Consider the following 22483-nt stretch of genomic DNA (forward strand, 5'->3'; position numbering starts at 1 on the left):
GTACGGAGGTCGATAATATGCGCCCCGTTCACACGATTCCTCTGTAGTTCAGTCGGTAGAACGGCGGACTGTTAATCCGTATGTCACTGGTTCGAGTCCAGTCAGAGGAGCCAAATTTGAAAAGCCTGCTTTTAAAGCAGGCTTTTTGCTTTTCTGCGTTCGGTAAGTTTGTCGGGTGGCGCTCCGCTTACCCGACCTACGGTACTCAAGGCCCGGCAAGCGAAGCGCTACCAGTCATAGCAAGCTTCACCGGCATCCCCGACCGCCGTTCCAGTTCAGCGCCCGCCCCTTCACTTATCAGCTGCGTCCTTTGTGCGGCTGAAATGGGCAGCGGCACCTTATTTGTCGATTCAAATTCCGCGCGATTGCGTGAAAGCGGCTCGTGAACCTCTACCCAACGGCTACCGTCCGGCTCCGTGGTCACTTTTACGGGCTGATCGATAAGCTGTACCCGCGTCCCCACCGAAACGTTATCGAACAGGTATTTGATATCGTTATTACGCAGGCGAATGCAGCCCTGGCTGACGCGCAGACCAATGCCGAAATTTGAGTTAGTACCGTGGATCGCGTACAGCCTGCCGATATAAAGGGCATACAGCCCCATCGGGTTATCCGGCCCGGCGGGAACGAACGCGGGCAACGTTTTCCCTTCCTTCGCGTAAGCGCGTCGCGTATTTGGCGTGGGTGACCAGGTTGGGCCTTCCTGTTTGCGCTCAACGGCGGTTACCCAGTTACGCGGCGTTTCGCGCCCGGCCTGACCGATGCCAATAGGCAGCACCTCAACCGTGTTGCTGCCGGGTGGATAATAGTAAAGCCGCATTTCCGCGACGTTCACCACAATTCCCTCACGCACCGTTGGCGGCAGAATAAGCTGCTGGGGTACCGCAAGCTGTGTTCCGGCTCGCGGTAAAAACGGATCCACCCCCGGGTTGGCTTCCAGCATATTGCTCAACCCCTGTCCGTGCTGCGCTGCAAACGCTTCGAGCGGCAGAGTATTGCCCTCAGGCACGGTGATGGTGATCGGCACCCCCACCAGGCGGCTGCCCTCGGGAGGGAGGGGGTAGGTTACAGCAGATGCAGCGGGAACCAGAATACCAAGCGTAAAAACGAACGAGGCAAATCGAATCATAGTGTTCTGTACTCAGTCAAAGAGAAAGCCTGCCGGTGGGCAGGCTTAGCCTGCTCATTCAGTCATCTTTTCGTCGTGCGCCATCTCCGGGTAAGGACTTTTTCTGCTTCAACAATCATGAACATCGCAAACCCAATCAGGAAGGTAATGATCCAGTAGCGGAACGGTAGCGCTTCGGTACCGAACAGCATTTGCATGAACGGCGCATAGATGATCAGAAGCTGAAGGGCCAGAAGTACGCCGCTCACGATCCATATCCCCTTATTAGCCAGCAGACCTTTACTCAGGGAGAAGCCGTCGGTGACGCGGCAGTTGAGCATGTAAAACCACTGGGCGGTGACCAGCGTTTGCAGCAACACGGTGCGGATGAACTCCGGCGAGTAGCCGCGAGGTTGCAGCCAGGCCTCCAGCACAAAGGCGCTGATGGCAATCATCAGGCCGACAAACACCACTCGCCAGATGGCATAACCGTCCATCACATGCAGGTTAGACTTACGCGGCGGCCGGTTCATGATGTCCTTCTCACCCGCTTCAAACGCCAGGCCAAACGACAGCGTTGCCGAGGTTGCCATGTTCATCCACAGGATCAGTACCGGTGTTAACGGGATCAGGTTCCCCGCCAGCAGGGCAATAATGATCAGCAGGGCCTGGGCGATGTTGCTCGGGATAACGAACAAAATGGTCTTTTTCAGGTTGTCGTAGACCCGACGCCCTTCATGGACCGCCCGGGCAATGGTGGCAAAGTTATCATCCGTTAACACCATATCGGCGGCTTCTTTGGTGACTTCAGTACCTTTGATCCCCATCGCGATGCCGACATCCGCCCGCTTCAGCGCAGGCGCATCGTTCACCCCGTCCCCGGTCATTCCGACCACTTCCTGCTTACTTTGCAGCGCCTGCACCAGGCGGAATTTATCTTCCGGGCTGGTTCGGGCAAAGATATCGTATTTTTGCGCCGCCTCGCTCAGCTGGTGGTCGTCCATCGCTTCCAGCTCGCGCCCGGTAATGGCGCTCGCCGCGTTGCCAATACCCAGCATCTGTCCAATGCTCATCGCCGTTTGTGGATGATCCCCGGTAATCATTTTCACGCGAATGCCCGCCTGCAAGCAGTCGGCAATGGCCGAAATGGCTTCCGGGCGCGGGGGATCCATCATGCCCGCAATGCCGAGCAGTATGACCCCCTCTTGCAGATCCGCATGCGTCAGCTCGCGCTGCCCGCTGGCGGCCGGTTTCCAGGCCGCAGCCACCATGCGCAATCCCTCGCGCGCATACTCTTCAATCTTCTCTTCCCAATAGTGCAGGTTGAACGGCTCCAGCCCGTTTTGGGTCTGCTGGTGCAGGCAAAGACGGAAAAGGACGTCCGGCGCACCGGTGATTAACATCACCTCTTCGTCGCCCAGGCGATAAAGGGTGGACATGTATTTATATTGCGAATCGAATGGGATTTTACTGCGCAATTCGGCGTCAATTGTCGGAAGCGGGATTTTGGCCGCCAGCACCTTCAGCGCGCCTTCGGTTGGCCCGCCGGTGATTTTCCACAGCCCCTGCTCATCTTTGATCAGCTGGCTGTCATTACAGAGATCGACGGTGCGCAGATAGCGCTCAAGCACAGACCCCTGGGTCACGGTGACCGGTGTTGGATCGTCAACAGGGTGAATAGCGCCCACCGGTTCGTAACTGTCTCCCTCGACGCGGTAGGTGGTGTCCGCGGTAATCACCGCTTTTACCGTCATCTCATTCATGGTCAGGGTGCCGGTTTTATCCGAGCAGATAACCGTCATCGCCCCCAGCGTTTCCACGGTAGGCAGCTTGCGAATAATCGCCTTGCGACGCGCCATCGCCTGCACGCCCAGCGAGAGGATGATCGAGATAATGGCCGGTAATCCTTCCGGCACCGCCGCCACCGCAAGGCTAATCAGCGACAGCACCAGCTCTGAAACGGGCATATCGCGGAAGATGAGGCTGAAAACGAACAGCGCCAGCATCATCACCAGAATGGTGATAAAAATGGTCTTGCCGAGCTTGTCCATTTGCACCATCAACGGGGTACGGTGTTTTTCAATGTCTGACATCATCTGGTTGATATGGCCGAGTTCGGTCTCCCCACCGGTTGCCACCACCAGCCCTTTTCCCCCGCCGGAGCTGACGGTGGTGCCCGAATACAGCAGATTGTAACGGTCACCTAACGGGAGTTCGCCGCTGAGCACATCGCTGCTTTTCTCCACTACCGTGGATTCGCCGGTGAGAATAGCTTCTTCCACCCGCAGGTTGTGCGCCTCTATCACGCGAAGATCGGCAGGAATGCGATCCCCGGCGCGTATCACCACGATATCTCCCGGCACCAGCGCTGTCGTCGGGATAGTTTCATGGTTGCCCTGCCGGATGACCACAGCCTCGCTGGAGAGCATATTACGAATGCTTTGTAGCGACTTCTCCGCATTGCTCTCCTGAATATGGCCAATCAGGGCGTTAATGATAGCCACCCCAAGAATGACAAACATATCCACCCAGTGTCCCATTATCAGCTTCAGCAGCGCCGCCGCCAGAAGGACGTAAATAAGGACATCGTTGAAATGGGCCAGAAAGCGCAGCCAGCCAGGTTTACCCGGTTTTTGCGGTAAGGCGTTTTCGCCGTATTTTTCCAGCCTGGCGGTGGCTTCTGTACTGCTAAGTCCGTCGAGGCTGGATTGGATATTTGTCAGGGTTTCATCAACGGTCTGTTGATAATACGGGCGGTGAGGCTTTTCTGTTTTCATCGTTCCTTCCTCGGGTTCTTTTCAGAAATCACCTTGCTTTCATGTCATTAACGAATAACGAAAACAGGAACATGCGCATAACGAACGATACTCGCCGCCTCTGACCCTAATAAATGGGTTTGAATATTGGGATTACGCGATCCCACAATAATCGCACCGACGTTAAGTTCATCCGCCAGTTTGATTACCTCATCACGTATATTCCCGCTGCGAACATGCAGATGGACATTTGCTTCCGGCAGGTTGATTTTTTTTACCAGCGCAGCCAGTTTTTCTTTAGCATTATTAATCATATATTCATCCATCTTTCTCGCGTCTGCAATAAAACCGCGGGTCAGTTCCGCCGAGAACTTTGGCATAACGTACAGCAGATGGACATTACCCGATGCGCTTTGCGCCAGGAATTGGGCATGCTGTAGCGCTTTATCAGACAACGCTGTTTCGTATACATCCACCGGCACCAGAATCGTTTTATACATATCAAGCATCCTTTTTATAACCAACACAACAGTGAGTGAATCAGGAGAGATCGCATCAACCCCATGGGTACAGGCGTGAATGCCTTTTACGGAAAAAAGGAATGGATGCTATTAAACGTAGCACAGGAATATCAGGATGTTATTCAAAGGGGATACGCTATTGTAACGCTTGTTTCGCCTGAGTATGTCACGCCACTAATAATGGTTATTTAACATTTATTTATTCACCGACTATGCTCATAGTCAGGCATGCAACACGTTCATTCTCTTTATCCCGCGCCACCTTCAACCTCATGGAGGAATGCATGTACGGTTTAAGCCTGATTCGCCTTGGTTTGTTTATTGCGCTCGCCATTATCGCCAGCACAGCAATCGGTTTATTTACCTATGTGGTCGTCTCGGCCCTGGCAGAATAGCGCCACCCCAGCATTGATGACGAAATAAATAAAACAATTATTATCAGGGGAATACTGTGAAGCGCTACCTCTCTCTTCTGCCTGCTGTTTTATTGCTGCTGACGGCGTGCGATCCGAAATCCGACCGCGCCGCGCCCCTGCCGAAAATGGTAAAAGTCGCAGAGGTGGTGAAGGCTGGCAACGCGCAGCAGCGCGTCTTTCCCGCCCGTATCGAATCCGGCGACGCCACGGATCTTGCGTTCAAACGTGCCGGGCAGATTGAGACCCTGGACATTCGCCAGGGTGTCGTTGTCAAACAGGGGCAACGGCTCGCCAGTCTTAACGATCGCGAAGCCCGGCAGCGTCTGAACGACAGGCAAACGGCGGCGACCCTGGCTCAGCGGCAATTCGACCGCTTCCAGACCCTGGCAGGACGCCAGGCCGTGTCGAAGGCCGAGATGGATGTCCAGCGCGCAAACCGCGATTCTGCAAACGCCGCGCTTCAGATTGCACGCGAAGAATTGAGTCAGATGACGCTCGTCGCCCCCTTTAGCGGGACAGCGGCCAGCGTACATGTGCGAAACCATCAGGTCGTCTCAGCCGGCCAGCCCGTCGTCACATTGACCCGTACCGATCTGCTGGACGTGGTGTTCAGCCTTCCAGAGAACCTGTTTAACACCTTCGATATTCGCAATGCGCAATACAAACCGGTAGTGAGGATCAACGCCCTGCCCGGTCGCGAGTTTACCGCTGTGTACAAAGAGCACTCAGGCAGTAGCGACAGCAACACTTTGACCTGGCAGGTAATTTTAACCATGCCCCGCCCGGATGATTTTCCCGTCGTGGGCGGCGTCAGCGGAACGGTCACCATCAATTTAACCAACCTACCGGCGGGCGTGGGCAGTGAGGCGCTGGTGGTGCCGGTTGAAGCGGTCTTTAACCCGGATAACCGCCCGCGCAATGAGCCACACGTCTGGGTGGTGACGGGCGAAGGCGATACGTTGCACCTTGAAGATCGTAAGGTCAGCGTGGGACAAGTCAGCGCTGAGGGGGTCATCATCGTCGGTGGGCTTAAGGCGGGTGAACGCGTGGTGGCCGCAGGCGTTGGGGAGTTACATCCCAACCAGCCGGTACGTATCTGGACGCGTGAACGGGGACTGTAATGGATATCTCTCGTCAGTTTATCAGCAACCCGGTTCGCGTCTGGCTGACGATTTTGCTGCTGGGCGTAGGCGGCATTATTGCCCTGTTGAACATCGGCAGACTGGAAGATCCGGCGTTTACCATCAAAACGGCGGTGGTGATCACCCATTATCCGGGCGCGTCGGCGCAGCAGGTTGAGGAAGAGGTCACCCTGCCGCTGGAAAACGCGCTTCAGCAATTACCTTACCTGGATAACGTCAGCTCCATCTCCTCCAGCGGCCTGTCGCAGATCACGGTCAATATAGCCTCGCGCTACCACTCAAATGCGCTGCCGCAAATCTGGGATGAACTGCGTCGCCGGGTGGGAGATGCCGCCCGACAGTTTCCACCCGGCGTAGTGACCCCGTTTGTGAATGACGATTTTGGCGATGTGTTCGGCTTTTTCTTTGCCATTTCCGGCGATGAATTCAGCAATCCGGAACTGGTCCGGTATGCCGAGCAGCTGCGCCGGGAGTTGGTCCTCGTGCCAGGCGTGGGCAAAGTGGCCATCGGCGGAGCCCTCACCCAGCAGATTAACGTGGATATTTCTCTGAGCAAAATGGCCGCGCGCGGGATAACGCTGAACCAGCTTTCTGCCCAGCTCAGCAGGCTGAACGTGGTCTCCAGCGCGGGAGAGATCCCCTCCGGTACCGAGTCAATTCGTCTGCATCCTACCGGTGAATTCGAAAGTATTGACGAGCTGGCCGATCTCATCGTGACCCCGCCGGGCGTTGGGGCGGCTACCCGCTTACGGGATATTGCCACCCTGTCACGCGGGCTGGATGCCTCCCCTGCCACCATCTACCATGCCAACGGCAGAGAAGCCGTCACCATGGGCGTCTCCTTTATCCCCGGCGTTAACGTGATCGACGTGGGACATGCCCTGGAGGCGAAGCTTGAGCAGATGTCAGCCGAGAAACCGGCAGGTATCCATATCGACCTGTTTTACGATCAGGCGGCGGAGGTCGGGCATTCCGTTAACGGATTTATCATTAACTTCCTGATGGCGCTGGCGATTGTTATCGGTGTGTTGCTGATCTTTATGGGCTTACGCAGCGGGATCATTATCGCCTTTTCCCTCGCGCTTAATGTGCTGGGTACGCTGCTGATCATGTATCTCTGGGGTATTGAACTACAGCGCATTTCACTGGGCGCGCTGATCATCGCCCTCAGCATGCTGGTCGACAATGCCATTGTTATTGTCGAAGGGGTACTGATAGCCCGGCAGCAGGGCTCGTCCCTGATGAACGCCATTAGCAACATTATTCGCCGTTCTGCGCTGCCGCTGCTGGGTGCGACGGTGATCGCCATCCTGGCCTTTGCGCCCGTCGGGCTGTCGCAGGACTCTACCGGCGAATACTGTAAGTCGCTGTTTCAGGTTCTGCTGATTTCGCTCATGCTGAGCTGGTTCTCTGCCCTCACCATTACACCGGTGCTGATCAAATGGTGGCTGTTTAAACGGGACGCTGCGCCGCCAGAGGCTGACGAAACGGATCCCTATGACAAACGCATCTATCGGATCTATCAGGCGGTGCTCAACGCGCTGTTACGGCGTAAAGCGCCAACGCTGGTGGTGATGGCCGCACTGCTGGCAGCCGCCATCTGGGGCTTTGGCTCGGTGCGGCAGAACTTCTTCCCCTCCTCCAGCACGCCGATTTTCTTTGTCGACCTCTGGCTCCCTTACGGTACCGACATTAAATGGACCGAGAAGATGACCAGTGATATCGAGAAAACCATTAACGGCCAGCCTGGCGTGGAAACCACGGTCTCGACGATTGGTCAGGGAAGTATGCGATTTATTTTGACCTACAGCGGACAGCGGCAGTACAGCAACTATGCGCAAATCATGGTGAGAATGGACGACCAGCGTAACATCCCCGCCCTGACCCGCCACGTTGATGAGTACATCGCTCGGAACTATCCGCAGGTTAACGCCAGCACGAAGCGGGTGATGTTTGGCCCCTCCGGCGACAGCGCTATTGAAGTGCGTATTAAAGGCCCCGATCCCGACAGGCTGCGTCTGATCGCCAGCCAGGTAGACAACATTCTTACGCGCGATCCGGCGACGGACAGCGTCAGGAACGACTGGCAAAACCGCAGCAAAGTGATCCGCCCGCAGTACGTTACCGCGCTCGGACGTGAGCTTGGCGTGGATAAGCAGGACGTCGATAACGCACTGGAGATGAATTTCTCCGGCAGCCGGGCAGGCCTGTACAGAGAAGGAAGCGATCTGTTACCCGTGGTGGTGCGCCCGCCGGAAAGCGAGCGGCTGGACGCCAACCACCTGAACAACGTCCTGGTCTGGAGCCAGACCCGGCAGCAGTATATTCCGCTGAGCAACGTCGTCAGCGGCTTCGCGCTGGAGTGGGAAGATCCGCTGATCTTGCGTCGCGACCGCTCGCGCGTGCTGACCGTGCAGACCGACCCTGACCCGTTGAGCCAGCAAACGTCCGGCGATATTCTCGCCCGCGTGAAGCCGCAAATAGATGCCCTGCCCCTGCCTCACGGCTACAGCATTGAGTGGGGCGGGGACGCGGAGAATTCCAGCGAAGCGCAGCAGGGGCTATTTACCACGCTGCCGATCGGGTATCTGGTGATGTTTGTGATCACGGTGCTGATGTTCAGTTCGGTGAAAAACGCCGTCGCTATCTGGCTGACCGTGCCGCTGGCGCTGATCGGCGTGACGCCGGGGTTTTTAATTACCGGCATCCCCTTTGGCTTTATGGCGTTGATTGGCCTGCTGAGCCTGAGCGGGATGCTGATCCGCAACGGCATTGTGCTGGTGGAAGAGATAGAACAGCAGAAAGCGCAGCAGGATCAGCACAGTGCGATCGTTTACGCCGCCACGTCGCGCCTGCGTCCCATCCTCCTCACCGCCTTTACGACCGTACTCGGCCTCGCCCCTCTGCTGCTGGATGTGTTCTTCCAGAGCATGGCCGTTGTGATTATGTTTGGGCTTGGGTTTGCTACAATCCTGACGCTGCTGGTACTCCCCGTAATTTACGCGTGTTTCCATCGTAAGGACAAAGCTGAACAACAATGAATGCGACAGGGCTGAATATCATCAAGACGCTGGGCTGTATGACGGCGGTTACCTTTTTCACCATCTACAACACCTGGGATCATTACGATTATGACTATCACTGGATCCTCGGTTTTTTAACCTTCATTTCGACCATCGCCACACCGTTATTTTTTGTGGTTGCAGGGTATCTGGACGGGCAATCCCGACACGGCACGCGCTGGCAGCTGGATAAGATCAAACGCCTGGTGATCGTCTTTCTGTTCTGGGTAACCATTTACTACCTGTGGGAGCCCTACCAGCGCGGATATCTGATCCAGCCCTGGTTCGTGTTCGCGTTTATCGTGATTTACACGTTTCACCCGGTGGTGGAGCGGCTCAGCCAGCGACGAACGCTCTTTTGCGGGGTGATTGCCGCCCTGCTGCTTTTCTCATACGGGTACGATTTGCTGTCGGCCCTCTATCCTGATGCCCACGTCCTTTCATTGTCGCCGCAGTATCGCCTGTGGACGTGGCTGCTGTTTTATCTGACAGGCCAGCTCTTTTGCGATCCGCAGATCGCGGCGTGGATCGGCCGCAAAAACGTGGTCAGGGCCGCGGTGATTGCGATACCGTTTATCTATCTCTTCACATGGTTTTACGAACGGCACTTCTTTTTTGCGCTATTTAAAGCAGACAGAAACGCCTTTATCCTCACCGGATCGCAAATTTACATTCTGATTATTGCCCTGGTGATTGCGGCAAATGGCGTACGGTTTCGCCGCAATGCGGAGTTTAAAGAGTCCGTGCTGGCCGCCATTAGCAAAACGATGACCGGGGTCTATATCATGCACTACTCGGTGTTTCACCTGCTGACCGCGCTCATTCCGGTGACGTCCCTGAGCACCAAACTTGCTCTGATTGTGCTTACGTTTGTTACGTCGGTCCTGTTTTCGCTGCTGATCCTGTCCAACACAGTGGCCAAAAAAGTGATCACCCTCTAAAAGCCCAGGCGCAGCCAGGCAAACAGCACGTTGCCGTTGTTGTAGGTCCCGGGAATATAGGTGAACTGGACGGTGACGCGCTTATATCCGGCAGAGAAAAGCGGGAAGATAAACGGCAGCGGGACATAGTTGGCAAAGTCGTCGCGCGCGGTGATCCCCGCGGCGGCCCCGAGCCCCAGACGGAAATCTTTTGCGTTATCCAGATACCACCCCTTCTCCCAGCCGTAACCCATCGCGGGCTGCCACTCGTTGTGGGAATCTTTAAACATCATGGCAAACAGCGCGCTCCAGTTGCCCTCGTCGTTGTAGCGAGACACGCCCAGCCCCCCGCCCCACGGCATTTCGTTGTAATTATCCGTTTTCTCTTTGTCATACATGAAGCGTGCATGCCAGCTCAAAAACGGAAGGTAGAGATCGTAACGATCCGGCTGTTCCCAGGTTTGCGCAATATCGTCCGTTACTGCATCCCACCAGCGATGAATACGCTGTTCGCCATAGACTTTCGGCTCCGCATGCAGCGGAGATACGACTAAAAACAGGACTACCCACAGTGCAGGAAAGAGGCGTTGCATCGTTATTCCCTCAGCTTACTTCACACAGCGATCATTATTACTGTAAACCATTCAGCCCTAACCGGAGCCAAACAGGCTGATTTATGTTGTCGCCCGATAAGATGAAATTTATTTATTCTGCGCTTTCAGGAAAGATAAAAACGTTTTCTCAGGCCGCGTGTCGCGGTAGTCTCATACGTTCCGCCAATATGACGGCCGTGATGTGAGTGACCTTTCCTTATACCAATAATTAAAAATCAGTACAGACAGGACAACTATGGACTCCACCCTTATCTCCGCTCGCCGCAACGAGGAGACACCCTCGCTTAACCGCGCCCGCCGCGCCGCTTTAGGTAGCTTCGCAGGCGCCGTCGTCGACTGGTATGACTTTCTGCTCTACGGTATTACCGCTGCGCTGGTCTTTAACCGTGAATTCTTTCCCCAGATCAGCCCCGCCATGGGTACGCTTGCTGCGTTTGCCACCTTCGGTGTCGGTTTTCTGTTTCGTCCGCTGGGCGGGATAATTTTCGGCCACTTCGGCGATCGCCTTGGCCGGAAACGTATGCTGATGCTCACCGTGTGGATGATGGGTATTGCCACCGCGCTAATCGGTATTTTGCCCTCCTTTGCATCGATTGGCTGGTGGGCCCCGGTGTTGCTGGTGACGCTGCGCGCCATTCAGGGCTTTGCCGTTGGCGGCGAATGGGGCGGCGCGGCATTGCTGTCCGTGGAAAGCGCGCCGAAGAACAAGAAAGCGTTCTACAGCAGCGGCGTGCAGGTAGGTTATGGCGTGGGTCTGCTGCTCTCCACGGGCCTGGTGTCGCTAATAAGCCAGCTCACGACAGACGAGCAGTTCCTGAGCTGGGGCTGGCGTATTCCGTTTATCTTCAGCATTGTGCTGGTCGTGGTGGCCCTGTGGATCCGTAACGGCATGGAAGAGTCGGCTGAGTTTGAGCGGCAGCAGCGCGAAAAACCGGTCGCCAAAAAACGGCTGCCGGTGATGGAAGCGCTGGTGCAGCACCCTGGCGCTTTTCTGAAAATTATCGCCCTGCGCCTGTGCGAACTGCTGACGATGTATATCGTCACCGCCTTTGCCCTCAACTATTCCACGCAAAACCTCGGCCTGCCGCGGGAATTGTTCCTGAATATTGGCCTGGTGGTGGGCGGGATCAGCTGCCTGACTATCCCCTGCTTCGCCTGGCTGGCGGATCGCTTTGGCCGTCGACGGGTGTATATCACCGGGGCGCTTATCGGCACACTCAGCGCCTGGCCGTTCTTTATGGCCCTGGAGGCACAGTCGGTCTTCTGGATTGTCTTCTTCGCGATCATGCTTGCGAACATCGCTCACGATATGGTGGTCTGCGTGCAGCAGCCGATGTTTACCGAGCTGTTTGGCGCAAGCTACCGCTACAGCGGCGCGGGCGTGGGATATCAGGTGGCGAGCGTGGTCGGCGGCGGGTTTACGCCGTTTATCGCCGCCGCGCTGGTGACGTTCTCCGGCGGTAACTGGCATAGCGTGGCGATTTATCTGCTGGCGGGTTGCCTGCTTTCTGCTGCCACCGCCCTGTTGATGAAGGAAACCGCGCACAGCTGATCTCCTCACTTTTGTTTCACAGGCGTGTGACATACTATCGGGTATAGCCGCACACCTGTGGAACAAGGAGACAGACATGAATAATAAGGGCTCCAGCCTGACCCCGGCTCAGGCACTGGAAAAACTCGACGCGCTGTATGAACAGTCCGTCAATGCACTGCGCAGCGCCATCAGTGACTATATCGAAACAGGGAAACTTCCCGATGAAAAGGCCAGAACCCAGGGCCTTTTTGTTTATCCATCGCTCTCTGTCACCTGGGACGGTAGCGCCAGCAGCAATCCGAAAACCCGCGCCTATGCGCGTTTCACCCACTCCGGCTGTTACAGCACAACCATCACGCGACCTGCGCTGTTCCGCCCCTACCTGGAAGAGCAGCTTACCCTGCTGTATCAGGATTACGGCGCGCATATCAGCGTTGAGCCGTCCCTGCACGAGATCCCTTACCCGTACGTGATAGACGGCTCAGCGCTGACGCTGGATCGCTCCATGAGCGCAGGGCTGACCCGTCATTTCCCGACCACTGAGCTGTCGCAGATTGGCGATGAGACGGCGGACGGGATCTATCACCCGGCAGAGTTTTCACCCCTGTCGCACTTTGATGCCCGCCGTGTCGATTTCTCGCTGGCACGCCTGCGCCACTACACCGGCACGCCAGCCGAACATTTCCAGCCGTTCGTGCTGTTTACCAACTACACCCGCTATGTAGACGAATTTGTCCGCTGGGGCTGTAGCCAGATCCTCGACCCGGACAGCCCTTACGTCGCCCTCTCCTGCGCGGGCGGGATCTGGATCACCGCCGAAACCGAAGCACCGGAAGAGGCCATCTCCGACCTGGCGTGGAAAAAGCACCAGATGCCAGCCTGGCACCTGATCACCGCCGACGGTCAGGGCATTACGCTGATTAACATCGGCGTTGGCCCGTCGAATGCGAAAACCATCTGCGACCATCTGGCGGTACTGCGCCCGGACGTCTGGCTGATGATCGGCCACTGCGGCGGCCTGCGTGAAAGCCAGCTGATTGGCGATTACGTCCTCGCCCACGCTTATCTGCGTGACGACCATGTTCTTGACGCGGTTCTGCCGCCGGATATTCCTATCCCGAGTATCGCGGAAGTGCAGCGCGCCCTGTACGACGCCACCAAAGAGGTGAGCGGCATGCCGGGTGAAGAGGTGAAGCAGCGCCTGCGTACCGGTACGGTCGTTACCACCGACGATCGTAACTGGGAGCTGCGCTATTCCGCCTCCGCCCTGCGTTTCAATCTTAGCCGTGCGGTCGCAATCGATATGGAAAGCGCCACCATTGCCGCGCAGGGCTACCGCTTCCGCGTCCCTTACGGCACGCTGCTGTGCGTGTCCGATAAACCGCTGCACGGCGAGATCAAACTGCCGGGCCAGGCGAACCGTTTTTACGAAGGGGCGATCTCAGAGCACCTTCAGATTGGTATTCGCGCCATCGATTTACTGCGTGCAGAGGGCGACAAACTGCATTCCCGCAAGCTGCGCACCTTCAATGAGCCACCGTTCCGCTGATAACAAGGACACATCACGCATACCACTCACCCGGCCTGGGATTTCGTAGACCGGGTAAGGCGAAGCCGCCACCCGACAATTTTACCGAACGCAGAAAAGCAAAAAGCCTGCTTTAAAAGCAGGCTTTTTAAATTTGGCTCCTCTGACTGGACTCGAACCAGTGACATACGGATTAACAGTCCGCCGTTCTACCGACTGAACTACAGAGGAATCGTGTGAACAGGGGCGCATATTATCGATGCGCCCTGAGGATGTCAAAGGGTGAATGCAGATTTTCAATCGTTTGCCGATTTATTCTCCACTTCGCACATTTGTCAGGCACTTGCCGTTTCCGAAACCTCCTGCTCCGGTTTTTTTCGCGGATATTTCCACAGCCAGCGCCCGCTCACCATGCGCCAGTAGAACAGCGCGCCGCGCACGGCCCAGTCAAGGAACATCCCCAGCCAGACGCCGACAACGCCCATACCTAACATTACCCCCAGCGTGTAGCCCGCCACGACGCGACAGCCCCACATGCCGAGCATGGAGACCCACATCGCAAACCGGGCATCGCGCGCCCCTTTCAGCCCGGCAGGAAGTACCCAGGACGCGGCCCAGATTGGCATAAACGCCGCGTTGAGCCAAATGAGCACCTTCACGACCTCTTTCACGTCATTTTCATGCGTATAGAACGAGGCCATCAGCCCGGCAAAAGGCGCAGTTCCCCACGCAATCGCCGTCAGTCCAATGGTTGAAAGCCAGAAGACATGCCGAAGCTGCCGTTCCGCCTGCCCTATCTGCCCCTTTCCGAGACGTCTGCCGGTGATGATCGTCGACGCCGACCCCAGCGCGTTTCCCGGCAGGTTAATGAGTGAGGCAATGGAGAAGGCAATAAAGTTGCCGGCGATGACGTCTGTTCCCATCCCGGCAACAAACATCTGCGTCAGCAGTTTCCCGCCGTTAAACAACACGGATTCGATGCTGGCCGGAATCCCGATCCCCATCACTTCCCAGATAATGGCGAAGTTAAGCGGACGGAAATAACTTTTCAGCGTCAGGCGCAGCGATGGCGTAATTCCCGCCATCAGTACGCCGATTATCGCCGCCGCACCAATATAGCGGGAAATGGTCAGTCCTAAACCCGCGCCGACAAAGCCCAGCCCCTCCCAGGAAAAGACGCCATAAATCAAAACGCTGCTGATAATGATGTTCAGGATGTTCATGCCGCCGTTGATCAGCAGCGGGATTTTGGTATTCCCTGCTCCACGAAGCGCACCGCTACCAATCAGCGCGATGGCAGCCGCCGGATAACTCAGCACCGTCATTTCCAGGTAGGTGAGAGCCAGATCCTTCACCTCACTGGTCGCTTCTCCCGCGACAAAGTCGATAATTTCTTTGCCGTAATAATGGATAACCGCCGCAAGGATGATCGAAAAGAGGGTCATGATCATCAGCGACTGTCTGGCCGCTTCGCGGGCACGCTTCGGATCGAGCTTACCCAGGCTAAACGCCACCACCACCGTCGTACCGAGATCGATAGCGGCAAAGAAGGACATCACCACCATATTGAAACTATCCGCCAGCCCTACCCCGGCCATAGCTTCTTTACCGAGCCAGCTCACCAGGAATGTGCTCAGCACGCCCATCAACAGGACGCAGGTATTCTCCAGGAAAATAGGCACAGCAAGGGGGGTGATTTCACGCCAGAAGAGAACTCGATAACTCTTACGTTTTGCATACCAGGGCGTGCGCATAATCGCCTGGCGTAGGGGTGCGGTGACGTTCAAAATGGACCTTAGCGAGAAAGTTGAAACTCCATTTCAAATGATGGGGCAGAAATGCGTATCCTGCAAAGTATTTTCCATAAAATTATGTTTGGATTTACAACAAAATGACGACAGAATCATCAAACAAACGCTTTTGCCTGAGATCAGGTTTGACAAAAGTTTTTTCGCCGCTAAGATAAGCCTCCACAACGATTCCTCTGTAGTTCAGTCGGTAGAACGGCGGACTGTTAATCCGTATGTCACTGGTTCGAGTCCAGTCAGAGGAGCCAAATTTAAAAAGCCTGCTTTTAGAGCAGGCTTTTTGCTTTTTTGCGTTCGGTAAAATTTTCGGGTGGCGGCTTCGCCTTACCCGACCTACGTGATAACAGTCCTGTAGGCCCGGTAAGCGCAGCGCCACCGGGCAACAGAGTGTGCGATTACTCGCCTTTCGCGTCGACGTTTTTGATTTCGCCCATCACTTTCAGCTTCTTGGAGATGTCGCGACGCTCTTTGGACAGCTCAGCGTTTTTGATGATGTAGTCATCAACGCGATCTTCATAATCGCTCTTCATGCTGGCGATGATGCCCTGAATAGCTTCAACGCTCATACCTGGCTTGATGTAGTCGCTCAGGTTGTCCAGCAGCAGGACACGTTTCTGGTTGTCACGGATCTTCTTCTCTACGTCCTGGATTTCGCGCTGTAGCTTGTTTTTGCGGCGGAACAGGCGGACGAACTCCAGAACATCCTGGAACGAAGGCTTGGTAGTTTCCATTTTTACACCCCTGATAATGTGAGATTCGGATTCGTTAAAGCAACCGTTTTAACAGACAGCGGCTGCGAATGACAATGAGTATATCGTTTAAAACCATCATAACCCTAATTGTTGCTGAATCGAAGCAGCAGGCATCACATACGCTTTTTATTTGCGCAGAGCCCGGCAAATCAGCTGCGATAACAACTCCAGCTGCCGCGCCAGCTCCATACTCAGCCAGACATAACCATGGATGGGCGTTTCCGCCACATTGTCGCCCTGGCGCTCATTCATCAGCTGTTTGAGCTCGGCGACGATTTCGTTCAGCCGCTCGCTGTTCGCCCGTATTGGCTGCGGGTTACCTTCATAGAGCGCATGAGCGATGGTCAGCAGGGTTTGTTGCGTCATCTGCTGCGTCTCTTTCAGCGTATGCGCGTTGAGCATCAGAAGATGGCTGGGGCGTGAGGCCCAGTGGGCATTGATTTGCAGTTCAAGCATACAGACCAGATTACGGCTGACCGTCTGAATAGCTTCAAAGATGGCTTTCTGGATATGGGTTTCTTTGCTTGCTGGCGTAATTAACCCGCGCATTTTGACCACATCATTGAGGATTTTTTGCAGATGCTTTTCCAGCCGCGGACGCTCAATCAGATTCGGCGAAAACCCGGCCTGGTAGACCCGGTTAAATGCCGTGACGTAGTTTGCCATCTGAATGCGCCAGTGCAGGAAGGCGCGCTGCGGCCAGATGCCGGTAAACAGCATGGCGAGCAACGAGCCGAGGATCACGTCCCCGCTTCGCCACAATGCGGTGGTCATATCGCCCGCAGGTGCGCCGACCACAACCGCGAGCGTAATGCCAATCAGCAGCGCCTGATACGGTTTCTTGCCGAGGGCCAGCCATCCGCAAAGAAACATCGCCACCGCGCACCACAGCAACATGAACGGAAATGAAATCAGCTCCAGCTTCAGGGCGATAAGCCCAAGCGCTGAGCCTAAAACGGTGCCGCCTATGCGTTCGAAAGCGCGCGGGACCACGTTCCCCCAGAATGAGATCGGCCCCATCACCACCACCAGCGTGATCAGCGGCCACGTCCCTTCCGGGATATCCAGCAAACGAACCAGTACGAAGGTCAACACAAACGCCAGCGCAATGCGGCAACCGTGCACCACGCGATAATGTTTGTATAACCGAATTTCAAAAGGGGTTAATGACTTGTCGGGGCGCACACCCGTCTCCAGCTCTACGGCAAACCACAATTGTACTGTGTTTTCAGCCGGGTGGATCGCGCCCGGCTGAAAAACCCTGCGTTTCGCAGGATTATCCCACTTTGTGCTCTACCGGTACAAACATCTCAATATCCCAGTAGCCGTCAGCATTGCCATCGTTCAGATAGCGTTCGAAGCAGGGTTTTGCTGCAATCTGGAATTTGCTGTCTTCCAGAAGGGAGTTGAAGAACTGATACCACGGCGTGGCGAAATCATGATTTTCGACGCGCGCGGCAGCAATAGCATACTCTCCGGCAGCAATTTCGGTCATCATCACCCCTTCGCTGTTTTCAGGAATAGTGAAATCGTCTACTACCGTTACGGCGGTAACGCAGCGGAGCTTTTCTGCCGGCACGTCATCCGGATTGTCATAATAAACGGCCACCCACTCCTGCGGCTGAATATGACGACCATCTACCCACATGACCAGCTGTTCAAATCCCTGCTTGACCGTCTTTTCCCACGGCCCCACGAGATGAAAGCCTGCAATCGTACGTTTCTGTAGCTGCCTGATGCTGTAGTCCATGCTGCCTCCGTTTATTACTGTATATATATACACTGTAAAGCAGAATCGAGATTATCGGCAATCCAGGAGTGTTTATTATGTGAGCAGACTCGCAACACTGCCAGTCTGCCCGAAAAGGTCAGAGTTTATGATGCAGATAATCGCCAAGACGGGAGAAAAGCCCACCCTTTTCAACGCTTTCCAGCGTAACCAATGGCCAGTGCGCGACCACCTTGTCACGATCGTACAGCTGGATCTCCCCTACCCGCTGATGCGCGGCGATCGGCGCTTCCAGCTCTTTTTTATCCATCACGTATTTCGCCTTGATGTTCGGCACTTCCGATTTGGGTAATGCCAGCCAGAAGTCCTGATCCGTGCCCAGCGCGATCTGCTCTTTATCGCCGTACCAGATGCGCTCGGTTCCCACTTTTTTACCGTTATGCAGGATCTGCACCGTATCAAAATTTTGCTGTCCCCAGTGCAGCAGCTTGCGCGCCTGATCTTCACGTCCTTTCGGGCTGTCTGCACCCATCACCACCGCAATCAGTCGACGCTGACCGTCCACCGCTGAGGCAATCAGGTTAAAGCCCGCGCCCGAGGTGTGTCCCGTTTTCAGACCATCCACGTTCATGGTCTTATCCCACAGCAGGCCGTTGCGGTTCTGCTGGGTGATGCCGTTCCAGGTCAGGCTCTTCTCGCTGTACATGTGGTAGAACTCAGGCTCGCCGTGAATGATGGCCCGTGAAAGCACGGCGAGATCGTAGGCGGAGCTGTGCTGACCCGGTGCATCCAGCCCGTGTACGGTTTCGAAGTGGGTATCGCGCAGGTTCAGCTTTTCAACATAGTCATTCATCATCCTGACGAACTGCGGCTGACCGCCCGCCACGTGATCCGCCAGCGCCACGCAGGCATCATTGCCGGAATCAACAATCAGGCCGCGGCTGAGATCGCGCACGGAAACCCGATCGCCCTCCTTCAGAAACATCAGCGACGAACCGTCAAAGACCGGATTGCCTTTTGCCCAGGCGTCACGTCCGACCGTCACAATGTCATCGGGGCTGATGCGGTGGCTATCAATGGCGCGATCGACAACGTACCCCGTCATCAGTTTGGTCAGGCTCGCCGGATTGCGCTGCTGATGTTCGTTGCCCGCCGTTAAGATTTGACCCGTGGTGTAATCCATCAATACCCAGGAGCCAGCCTGGATGGCAGGCGGCTGAGGTGAAAAATCCAGCGGCTCGGCAGCCAGCGCGGATGAAATACTCGAAGCGAGTAAAGAAACAGCAATAAACAGACGGCGTTTCAACGGTATATCCTCAGGTCAGTAAAAATCGATGACCTTTTTACGGGAGTTCTGATGTCGTTACCTGCCTTAATTGCAAAAAAATGTGACAGCACGCAGATTTTTTCGGAACAAATCTAGCAAATTTCTTGCCTGACGGTGCTTTTTGTTCGGACTGCTCACCCCAATCGTTTACCATAGAGACGTCAACTTTTAACAGGATGAGATTACTGGTGTCTGACTCTGCCGCGCGCCCGACTTTTTTGTTCCACGATTACGAAACCTTTGGCACCCATCCGGCGCTGGACCGACCGGCGCAGTTTGCGGCTATCCGTACCGATGACGAATTTAACGTCATTGGCGAACCCGAGGTGTTTTACTGTAAACCCGCCGATGACTATCTGCCGCAGCCGGGCGCGGTGATGGTGACGGGCATCACGCCTCAGGAAGCGCGGGATAAAGGCGTTAGCGAAGCAGAATTTGCCCGTCGCATCCACGACCTGTTCACGGTGCCCAATACCTGCGTGGTGGGTTACAACAATATCCGTTTTGACGATGAAGTGACGCGCAATATCTTCTACCGCAACTTCTACGATCCGTATGCCTGGAGCTGGCAGAACCGTAATTCACGCTGGGATTTGCTGGATATCATGCGCGCCTGCTATGCGCTGCGCCCGGAGGGGATTAACTGGCCGGAGAACGACGACGGCTTGCCGAGCTTCAGGCTCGAGCACCTGACGCGGGCCAACGGCATTGAGCACAGCAATGCCCACGACGCGATGGCAGACGTTTACGCGACCATCGCTATGGCGAAACTTGTAAAAACCGCGCAGCCGCGCCTGTTTGAGTATCTGTTGAGCCATCGCAGCAAGCAAAAGCTGATGACACTGATTGACGTGCCGCAGATGAAACCGCTGGTGCATATTTCAGGGATGTTCGGCGCGTGGCGCGGGAACACAAGCTGGGTGGCGCCGCTTGCCTGGCATCCGGACAACCGTAACGCCGTCATCATGGTGGATCTTGCCGGAGATATCTCCCCGCTGCTTGAGCTCGACAGCGACACCTTACGTGAACGGCTCTATACGCCGAAAGAGGCGCTGGGTGACCTGCCAGCCGTACCGGTAAAACTGGTGCACATTAATAAGTGCCCGGTGCTGGCGCAGGCCAACACGCTACGCCCGGAAGACGCCGACCGGCTGGGGATTAACCGTCAGCACTGCCTCGATAACCTGAAAGTGCTGCGCGACAACCCGCAGGTGCGCGAGAAAGTCGTCGCCATTTTTGCCGAAGCAGAGCCGTTCGTGCCGTCTGAGAATGTGGATGCGCAGCTTTATAACGGCTTCTTCAGCGACGCCGATCGCGCGGCGATGAATATCGTGCTGCAAACCGACCCGCGTAACCTGCCCGCGCTGGATATCACCTTCGCAGATAAGCGCATTGAGAAGCTGATGTTTAATTATCGCGCGCGCAACTATCCCGGCACGCTGGATGAAGCAGAGCAGGAGCGCTGGTTACAGCATCGGCGCAACGTGTTTACGCCGGAGTTTCTTAATAGCTACGCCCAGGAGCTGGAGATGCTTTACGGTCAGCATGAAGGGAATGCTGAGAAGCAGGCGCTGCTGAAAGCGCTGTTCCAGTATGCGCAAGAGATTGTCTGAATAGCGGGTACAAAAAAGCCGGAGGCGATGTCTCCGGCTTTTTTTTTTGCCCGATGGCGCTTCGCTTACGCGGGCCTGCGGGGTATTTAGGTCGGGTAAGACGTAGCCGCCACCCGACGCAGTCTTACGCGACGTCTTCGTACTGAGGAACCGGGTTGCGGAAGCTCTTCGTCACACAGGCCAGGTAAACCAGGCCGATACCTGCCCAAATCAGGCCAAGCACCATTGAGCTCTCTTCCAGGTTAACCCACAGCGCGCCCACGGTCATAGCACCACACATCGGCAGGAACAGATACTGGAAGTGGTCTTTCAGCGTCTTGTTACGCTTTTCACGGATCCAGAACTGAGAGATCACCGACAGGTTAACAAAGGTAAACGCCACCAGCGCACCAAAGTTAATCAGCGCCGTTGCCATCACCAGGTCAAAGTTAATCGCCAGAAGCGCGATCGCACCGACCAGAATGATGTTCATCGCCGGGGTACGCCATGTTGGATGCACGTAGCCGAAGAAGCTTTTCGGGAATACGCCATCGCGGCCCATAACGTACATCAGACGCGCAACGCCTGCATGCGCGGCCATACCGGACGCCAGTACGGTGATGGTGGAGAAGATCAGCGCGCCGACCTGGAACGCTTTACCCGCCACATAGAGCATAATTTCCGGCTGAGAAGCATCCGGATCTTTGAAGCGAGAGATATCCGGGAAGTACAGCTGGAGGAAATAGGTCGAGAAAATAAAGATCAGGCCACCAATCAGCGCCGTCAGGAAGATTGCACGCGGAATTACGCGCTCTGCATCTTTCGTTTCTTCAGACAGGTTGCTGATACCGTCAAAACCGGTAAAGGAGAAGCACAGAATCGTCGCCCCGGTAATCATCGGGATCACATGCGCATCACCAGACCAGAACGGCTTGCTGCTCGCCAGAGTGCCCGCGCCTTCACCGTGGAACACACCGTAAATCACCATGCCGAGGATCACGGCAATCAGTACAACCTGAAGCACAACGATAACGGAGTTAAAGTTGGCAACGGACTTGATGCTGCGAAGGTTGAAGGCCGTCATAAAGGCCACCAGCGCCACGACGAACATCCAGGATGGAATCGATGGCACCAGCGCTTCAAAATAAATTTTTGCCAGCAGAATGTTGATCATCGGCGCGAACAGATAGTCGAGCAGCGAAGACCAGCCCACCATAAAGCCTACCGTCGGGCTGATGGATTTCTGGGCATAGGTGTAGGCGGAACCGGCAGACGGATAACGGCGCACCAGTTTACCGTAGCTGAGCGCGGTAAAGAGGATCGCAATCAGTGCAAAGCCGTAAGCCGTCGGCACATGACCGTCCGTGAGGCCTGAAACGATACCGAATGTATCGAACAGCGTCATCGGTTGCATATAGGCAAGGCCCATCATGACAACCGGAATCAACGTAAGCGTTTTACGTAATTCCACGCGAGAGGTGTTTGGAGTTGCGTTATGCGACATAGTTATTCTCCTTTACGGTGATAACCGCCACGTAAGCGAAAAATTGCCCCATTTCTTTCTTCCTCAGCGACAACAACTGTCGGATTTTAGTAAGTATCTATCCGGTACGAAGCCCGGCCTCTTGGTTTTTAGTTTCGTTTCGTACATGCAAAAAAAAATAACCGACGCCT

The 22483-nt window shown here is 55.5% G+C and carries 17 protein-coding genes and 3 tRNA genes; 8 read left to right on the forward strand and 12 right to left on the reverse strand.

The features are described 5' to 3' along the window. The first annotated feature begins 37 nt into the window (after nucleotides 1-37). Nucleotides 38-113: transfer RNA gene (locus ACOTZD_RS02050), tRNA-Asn, on the forward strand. 92 nt (nucleotides 114-205) lie between these two features. On the opposite strand, the gene ldtA is transcribed toward ACOTZD_RS02050, so the two are convergent. From ldtA to ACOTZD_RS02065, 3 genes are all read right to left on the reverse strand, one after another. Beyond that, a complete protein-coding gene (ldtA, locus tag ACOTZD_RS02055) occupies nucleotides 206-1129 on the reverse strand; it encodes a L,D-transpeptidase (protein ID WP_023324925.1) in 924 nt (307 codons plus the stop codon). Between the two features lie 62 nt (nucleotides 1130-1191). Further along, nucleotides 1192-3885: a cation-transporting P-type ATPase gene (locus ACOTZD_RS02060; protein ID WP_174401974.1), complete on the reverse strand. Its 2694-nt coding sequence runs from the start codon at nucleotides 3883-3885 to the stop codon at nucleotides 1192-1194. A gap of 47 nt (nucleotides 3886-3932) precedes the next feature. Next, nucleotides 3933-4364 carry a universal stress protein gene (locus ACOTZD_RS02065; protein ID WP_003859525.1) on the reverse strand — a complete coding sequence of 144 codons (432 nt, stop codon included), beginning with the start codon at nucleotides 4362-4364 and terminating at the stop codon, nucleotides 3933-3935. Between the two features lie 472 nt (nucleotides 4365-4836). Here ACOTZD_RS02065 and ACOTZD_RS02070 point away from each other — a divergent pair, with 472 nt between their 5' ends. The 3 genes from ACOTZD_RS02070 to ACOTZD_RS02080 are packed head-to-tail and all read left to right on the forward strand — an operon-like array spanning nucleotide 4837 to nucleotide 9946. Next, on the forward strand, nucleotides 4837-5922 hold the full coding sequence (locus ACOTZD_RS02070; protein WP_048210205.1) for an efflux RND transporter periplasmic adaptor subunit: 1086 nt from the start codon (nucleotides 4837-4839) through the stop codon (nucleotides 5920-5922). Continuing rightward, nucleotides 5922-8984, forward strand: coding sequence for an efflux RND transporter permease subunit (locus tag ACOTZD_RS02075; protein WP_174401975.1), 3063 nt, complete (start codon nucleotides 5922-5924; stop codon nucleotides 8982-8984). Before ACOTZD_RS02070 ends, ACOTZD_RS02075 begins: the two co-directional genes overlap by 1 nt. Continuing rightward, a complete protein-coding gene (locus tag ACOTZD_RS02080; protein WP_023314439.1) occupies nucleotides 8981-9946 on the forward strand; it encodes an acyltransferase in 966 nt (321 codons plus the stop codon). The genes ACOTZD_RS02075 and ACOTZD_RS02080 overlap by 4 nt, the downstream gene beginning before the upstream one ends. Here the strand turns inward: ACOTZD_RS02080 and pagP are convergent. Further along, nucleotides 9943-10518 (reverse strand): lipid IV(A) palmitoyltransferase PagP, encoded by a 576-nt coding sequence (gene pagP / locus ACOTZD_RS02085; protein ID WP_003859516.1) that lies wholly within the window; start codon nucleotides 10516-10518, stop codon nucleotides 9943-9945. The genes ACOTZD_RS02080 and pagP overlap by 4 nt on opposite strands. 256 nt (nucleotides 10519-10774) lie before the next feature. On the opposite strand from pagP, the gene shiA reads away from it, so the two are divergent. Together shiA and ACOTZD_RS02095 are read left to right on the forward strand one after the other, a co-directional pair. Then, complete coding sequence (gene shiA, locus ACOTZD_RS02090; RefSeq protein ID WP_017383305.1) at nucleotides 10775-12091, forward strand: shikimate transporter; 1317 nt, start codon at nucleotides 10775-10777, stop codon at nucleotides 12089-12091. Nucleotides 12092-12167: 76 nt separating this feature from the next. Beyond that, complete coding sequence (locus ACOTZD_RS02095) at nucleotides 12168-13622, forward strand: AMP nucleosidase (RefSeq protein ID WP_023324933.1); 1455 nt, start codon at nucleotides 12168-12170, stop codon at nucleotides 13620-13622. 134 nt (nucleotides 13623-13756) lie between these two features. Here the strand turns inward: ACOTZD_RS02095 and ACOTZD_RS02100 are convergent. Together ACOTZD_RS02100 and emmdR are read right to left on the reverse strand one after the other, a co-directional pair. Beyond that, nucleotides 13757-13832, reverse strand: a tRNA-Asn gene (locus ACOTZD_RS02100). 104 nt (nucleotides 13833-13936) lie between these two features. Further along, a complete protein-coding gene (gene emmdR, locus ACOTZD_RS02105) occupies nucleotides 13937-15355 on the reverse strand; it encodes a multidrug efflux MATE transporter EmmdR (RefSeq protein ID WP_023324934.1) in 1419 nt (472 codons plus the stop codon). A 226-nt stretch (nucleotides 15356-15581) separates the two neighbouring features. Between emmdR and ACOTZD_RS02110 the strand changes: the two genes are divergently transcribed. Next, a tRNA-Asn gene (locus tag ACOTZD_RS02110) sits at nucleotides 15582-15657 on the forward strand. Nucleotides 15658-15804: 147 nt separating this feature from the next. Here ACOTZD_RS02110 and ACOTZD_RS02115 read toward each other — a convergent pair. The 4 genes from ACOTZD_RS02115 to dacD all read right to left on the reverse strand — a co-directional run bounded on the left by ACOTZD_RS02115 (nucleotide 15805) and on the right by dacD (nucleotide 19202). Further along, nucleotides 15805-16140: a DUF496 family protein gene (locus ACOTZD_RS02115; protein ID WP_000450410.1), complete on the reverse strand. Its 336-nt coding sequence runs from the start codon at nucleotides 16138-16140 to the stop codon at nucleotides 15805-15807. A 147-nt stretch (nucleotides 16141-16287) separates the two neighbouring features. Continuing rightward, nucleotides 16288-17346: an FUSC family protein gene (locus ACOTZD_RS02120; protein WP_003859506.1), complete on the reverse strand. Its 1059-nt coding sequence runs from the start codon at nucleotides 17344-17346 to the stop codon at nucleotides 16288-16290. Between the two features lie 91 nt (nucleotides 17347-17437). Then, nucleotides 17438-17911: a DNA gyrase inhibitor SbmC gene (gene sbmC, locus ACOTZD_RS02125; RefSeq protein WP_003859504.1), complete on the reverse strand. Its 474-nt coding sequence runs from the start codon at nucleotides 17909-17911 to the stop codon at nucleotides 17438-17440. A 118-nt stretch (nucleotides 17912-18029) separates the two neighbouring features. Continuing rightward, nucleotides 18030-19202, reverse strand: coding sequence for a serine-type D-Ala-D-Ala carboxypeptidase DacD (dacD, locus tag ACOTZD_RS02130; RefSeq protein ID WP_047740833.1), 1173 nt, complete (start codon nucleotides 19200-19202; stop codon nucleotides 18030-18032). Between the two features lie 191 nt (nucleotides 19203-19393). Here dacD and sbcB point away from each other — a divergent pair, with 191 nt between their 5' ends. Continuing rightward, nucleotides 19394-20830: an exodeoxyribonuclease I gene (sbcB, locus tag ACOTZD_RS02135; protein WP_371875505.1), complete on the forward strand. Its 1437-nt coding sequence runs from the start codon at nucleotides 19394-19396 to the stop codon at nucleotides 20828-20830. 124 nt (nucleotides 20831-20954) lie between these two features. On the opposite strand, the gene plaP is transcribed toward sbcB, so the two are convergent. Then, the gene (plaP, locus tag ACOTZD_RS02140; RefSeq protein WP_003859499.1) at nucleotides 20955-22313 is read right to left on the reverse strand and encodes a putrescine/proton symporter PlaP; all 1359 of its coding nucleotides are present in this window, start codon (nucleotides 22311-22313) and stop codon (nucleotides 20955-20957) included. Continuing rightward, a complete protein-coding gene (yoeI, locus tag ACOTZD_RS02145) occupies nucleotides 22303-22365 on the reverse strand; it encodes a membrane protein YoeI (RefSeq protein WP_099458931.1) in 63 nt (20 codons plus the stop codon). Before yoeI ends, plaP begins: the two co-directional genes overlap by 11 nt. Nucleotides 22366-22483 lie beyond the last annotated feature (118 nt).

Origin of the sequence: Enterobacter cloacae complex sp. SHL022, assembly GCF_049237785.1 — a bacterium.
GTDB lineage: Bacteria > Pseudomonadota > Gammaproteobacteria > Enterobacterales > Enterobacteriaceae > Enterobacter > Enterobacter hormaechei_C.

What these genes read in the sequence shown, in the direction of transcription:
- ACOTZD_RS02115 (WP_000450410.1), bottom strand. Translation starts at nt 16,140, where the DNA reads ATGGAAACTACCAAGCCTTCGTTCCAGGATGTTCTGGAGTTCGTCCGC.
- ACOTZD_RS02095 (WP_023324933.1), top strand. Translation starts at nt 12,168, where the DNA reads ATGAATAATAAGGGCTCCAGCCTGACCCCGGCTCAGGCACTGGAAAAA.
- ACOTZD_RS02075 (WP_174401975.1), top strand. Translation starts at nt 5,922, where the DNA reads ATGGATATCTCTCGTCAGTTTATCAGCAACCCGGTTCGCGTCTGGCTG.
- pagP (WP_003859516.1), bottom strand. Translation starts at nt 10,518, where the DNA reads ATGCAACGCCTCTTTCCTGCACTGTGGGTAGTCCTGTTTTTAGTCGTA.
- ACOTZD_RS02060 (WP_174401974.1), bottom strand. Translation starts at nt 3,885, where the DNA reads ATGAAAACAGAAAAGCCTCACCGCCCGTATTATCAACAGACCGTTGAT.
- ACOTZD_RS02065 (WP_003859525.1), bottom strand. Translation starts at nt 4,364, where the DNA reads ATGTATAAAACGATTCTGGTGCCGGTGGATGTATACGAAACAGCGTTG.
- shiA (WP_017383305.1), top strand. Translation starts at nt 10,775, where the DNA reads ATGGACTCCACCCTTATCTCCGCTCGCCGCAACGAGGAGACACCCTCG.
- ldtA (WP_023324925.1), bottom strand. Translation starts at nt 1,129, where the DNA reads ATGATTCGATTTGCCTCGTTCGTTTTTACGCTTGGTATTCTGGTTCCC.
- sbmC (WP_003859504.1), bottom strand. Translation starts at nt 17,911, where the DNA reads ATGGACTACAGCATCAGGCAGCTACAGAAACGTACGATTGCAGGCTTT.
- plaP (WP_003859499.1), bottom strand. Translation starts at nt 22,313, where the DNA reads ATGTCGCATAACGCAACTCCAAACACCTCTCGCGTGGAATTACGTAAA.
- ACOTZD_RS02080 (WP_023314439.1), top strand. Translation starts at nt 8,981, where the DNA reads ATGAATGCGACAGGGCTGAATATCATCAAGACGCTGGGCTGTATGACG.
- emmdR (WP_023324934.1), bottom strand. Translation starts at nt 15,355, where the DNA reads ATGCGCACGCCCTGGTATGCAAAACGTAAGAGTTATCGAGTTCTCTTC.
- sbcB (WP_371875505.1), top strand. Translation starts at nt 19,394, where the DNA reads ATGAGATTACTGGTGTCTGACTCTGCCGCGCGCCCGACTTTTTTGTTC.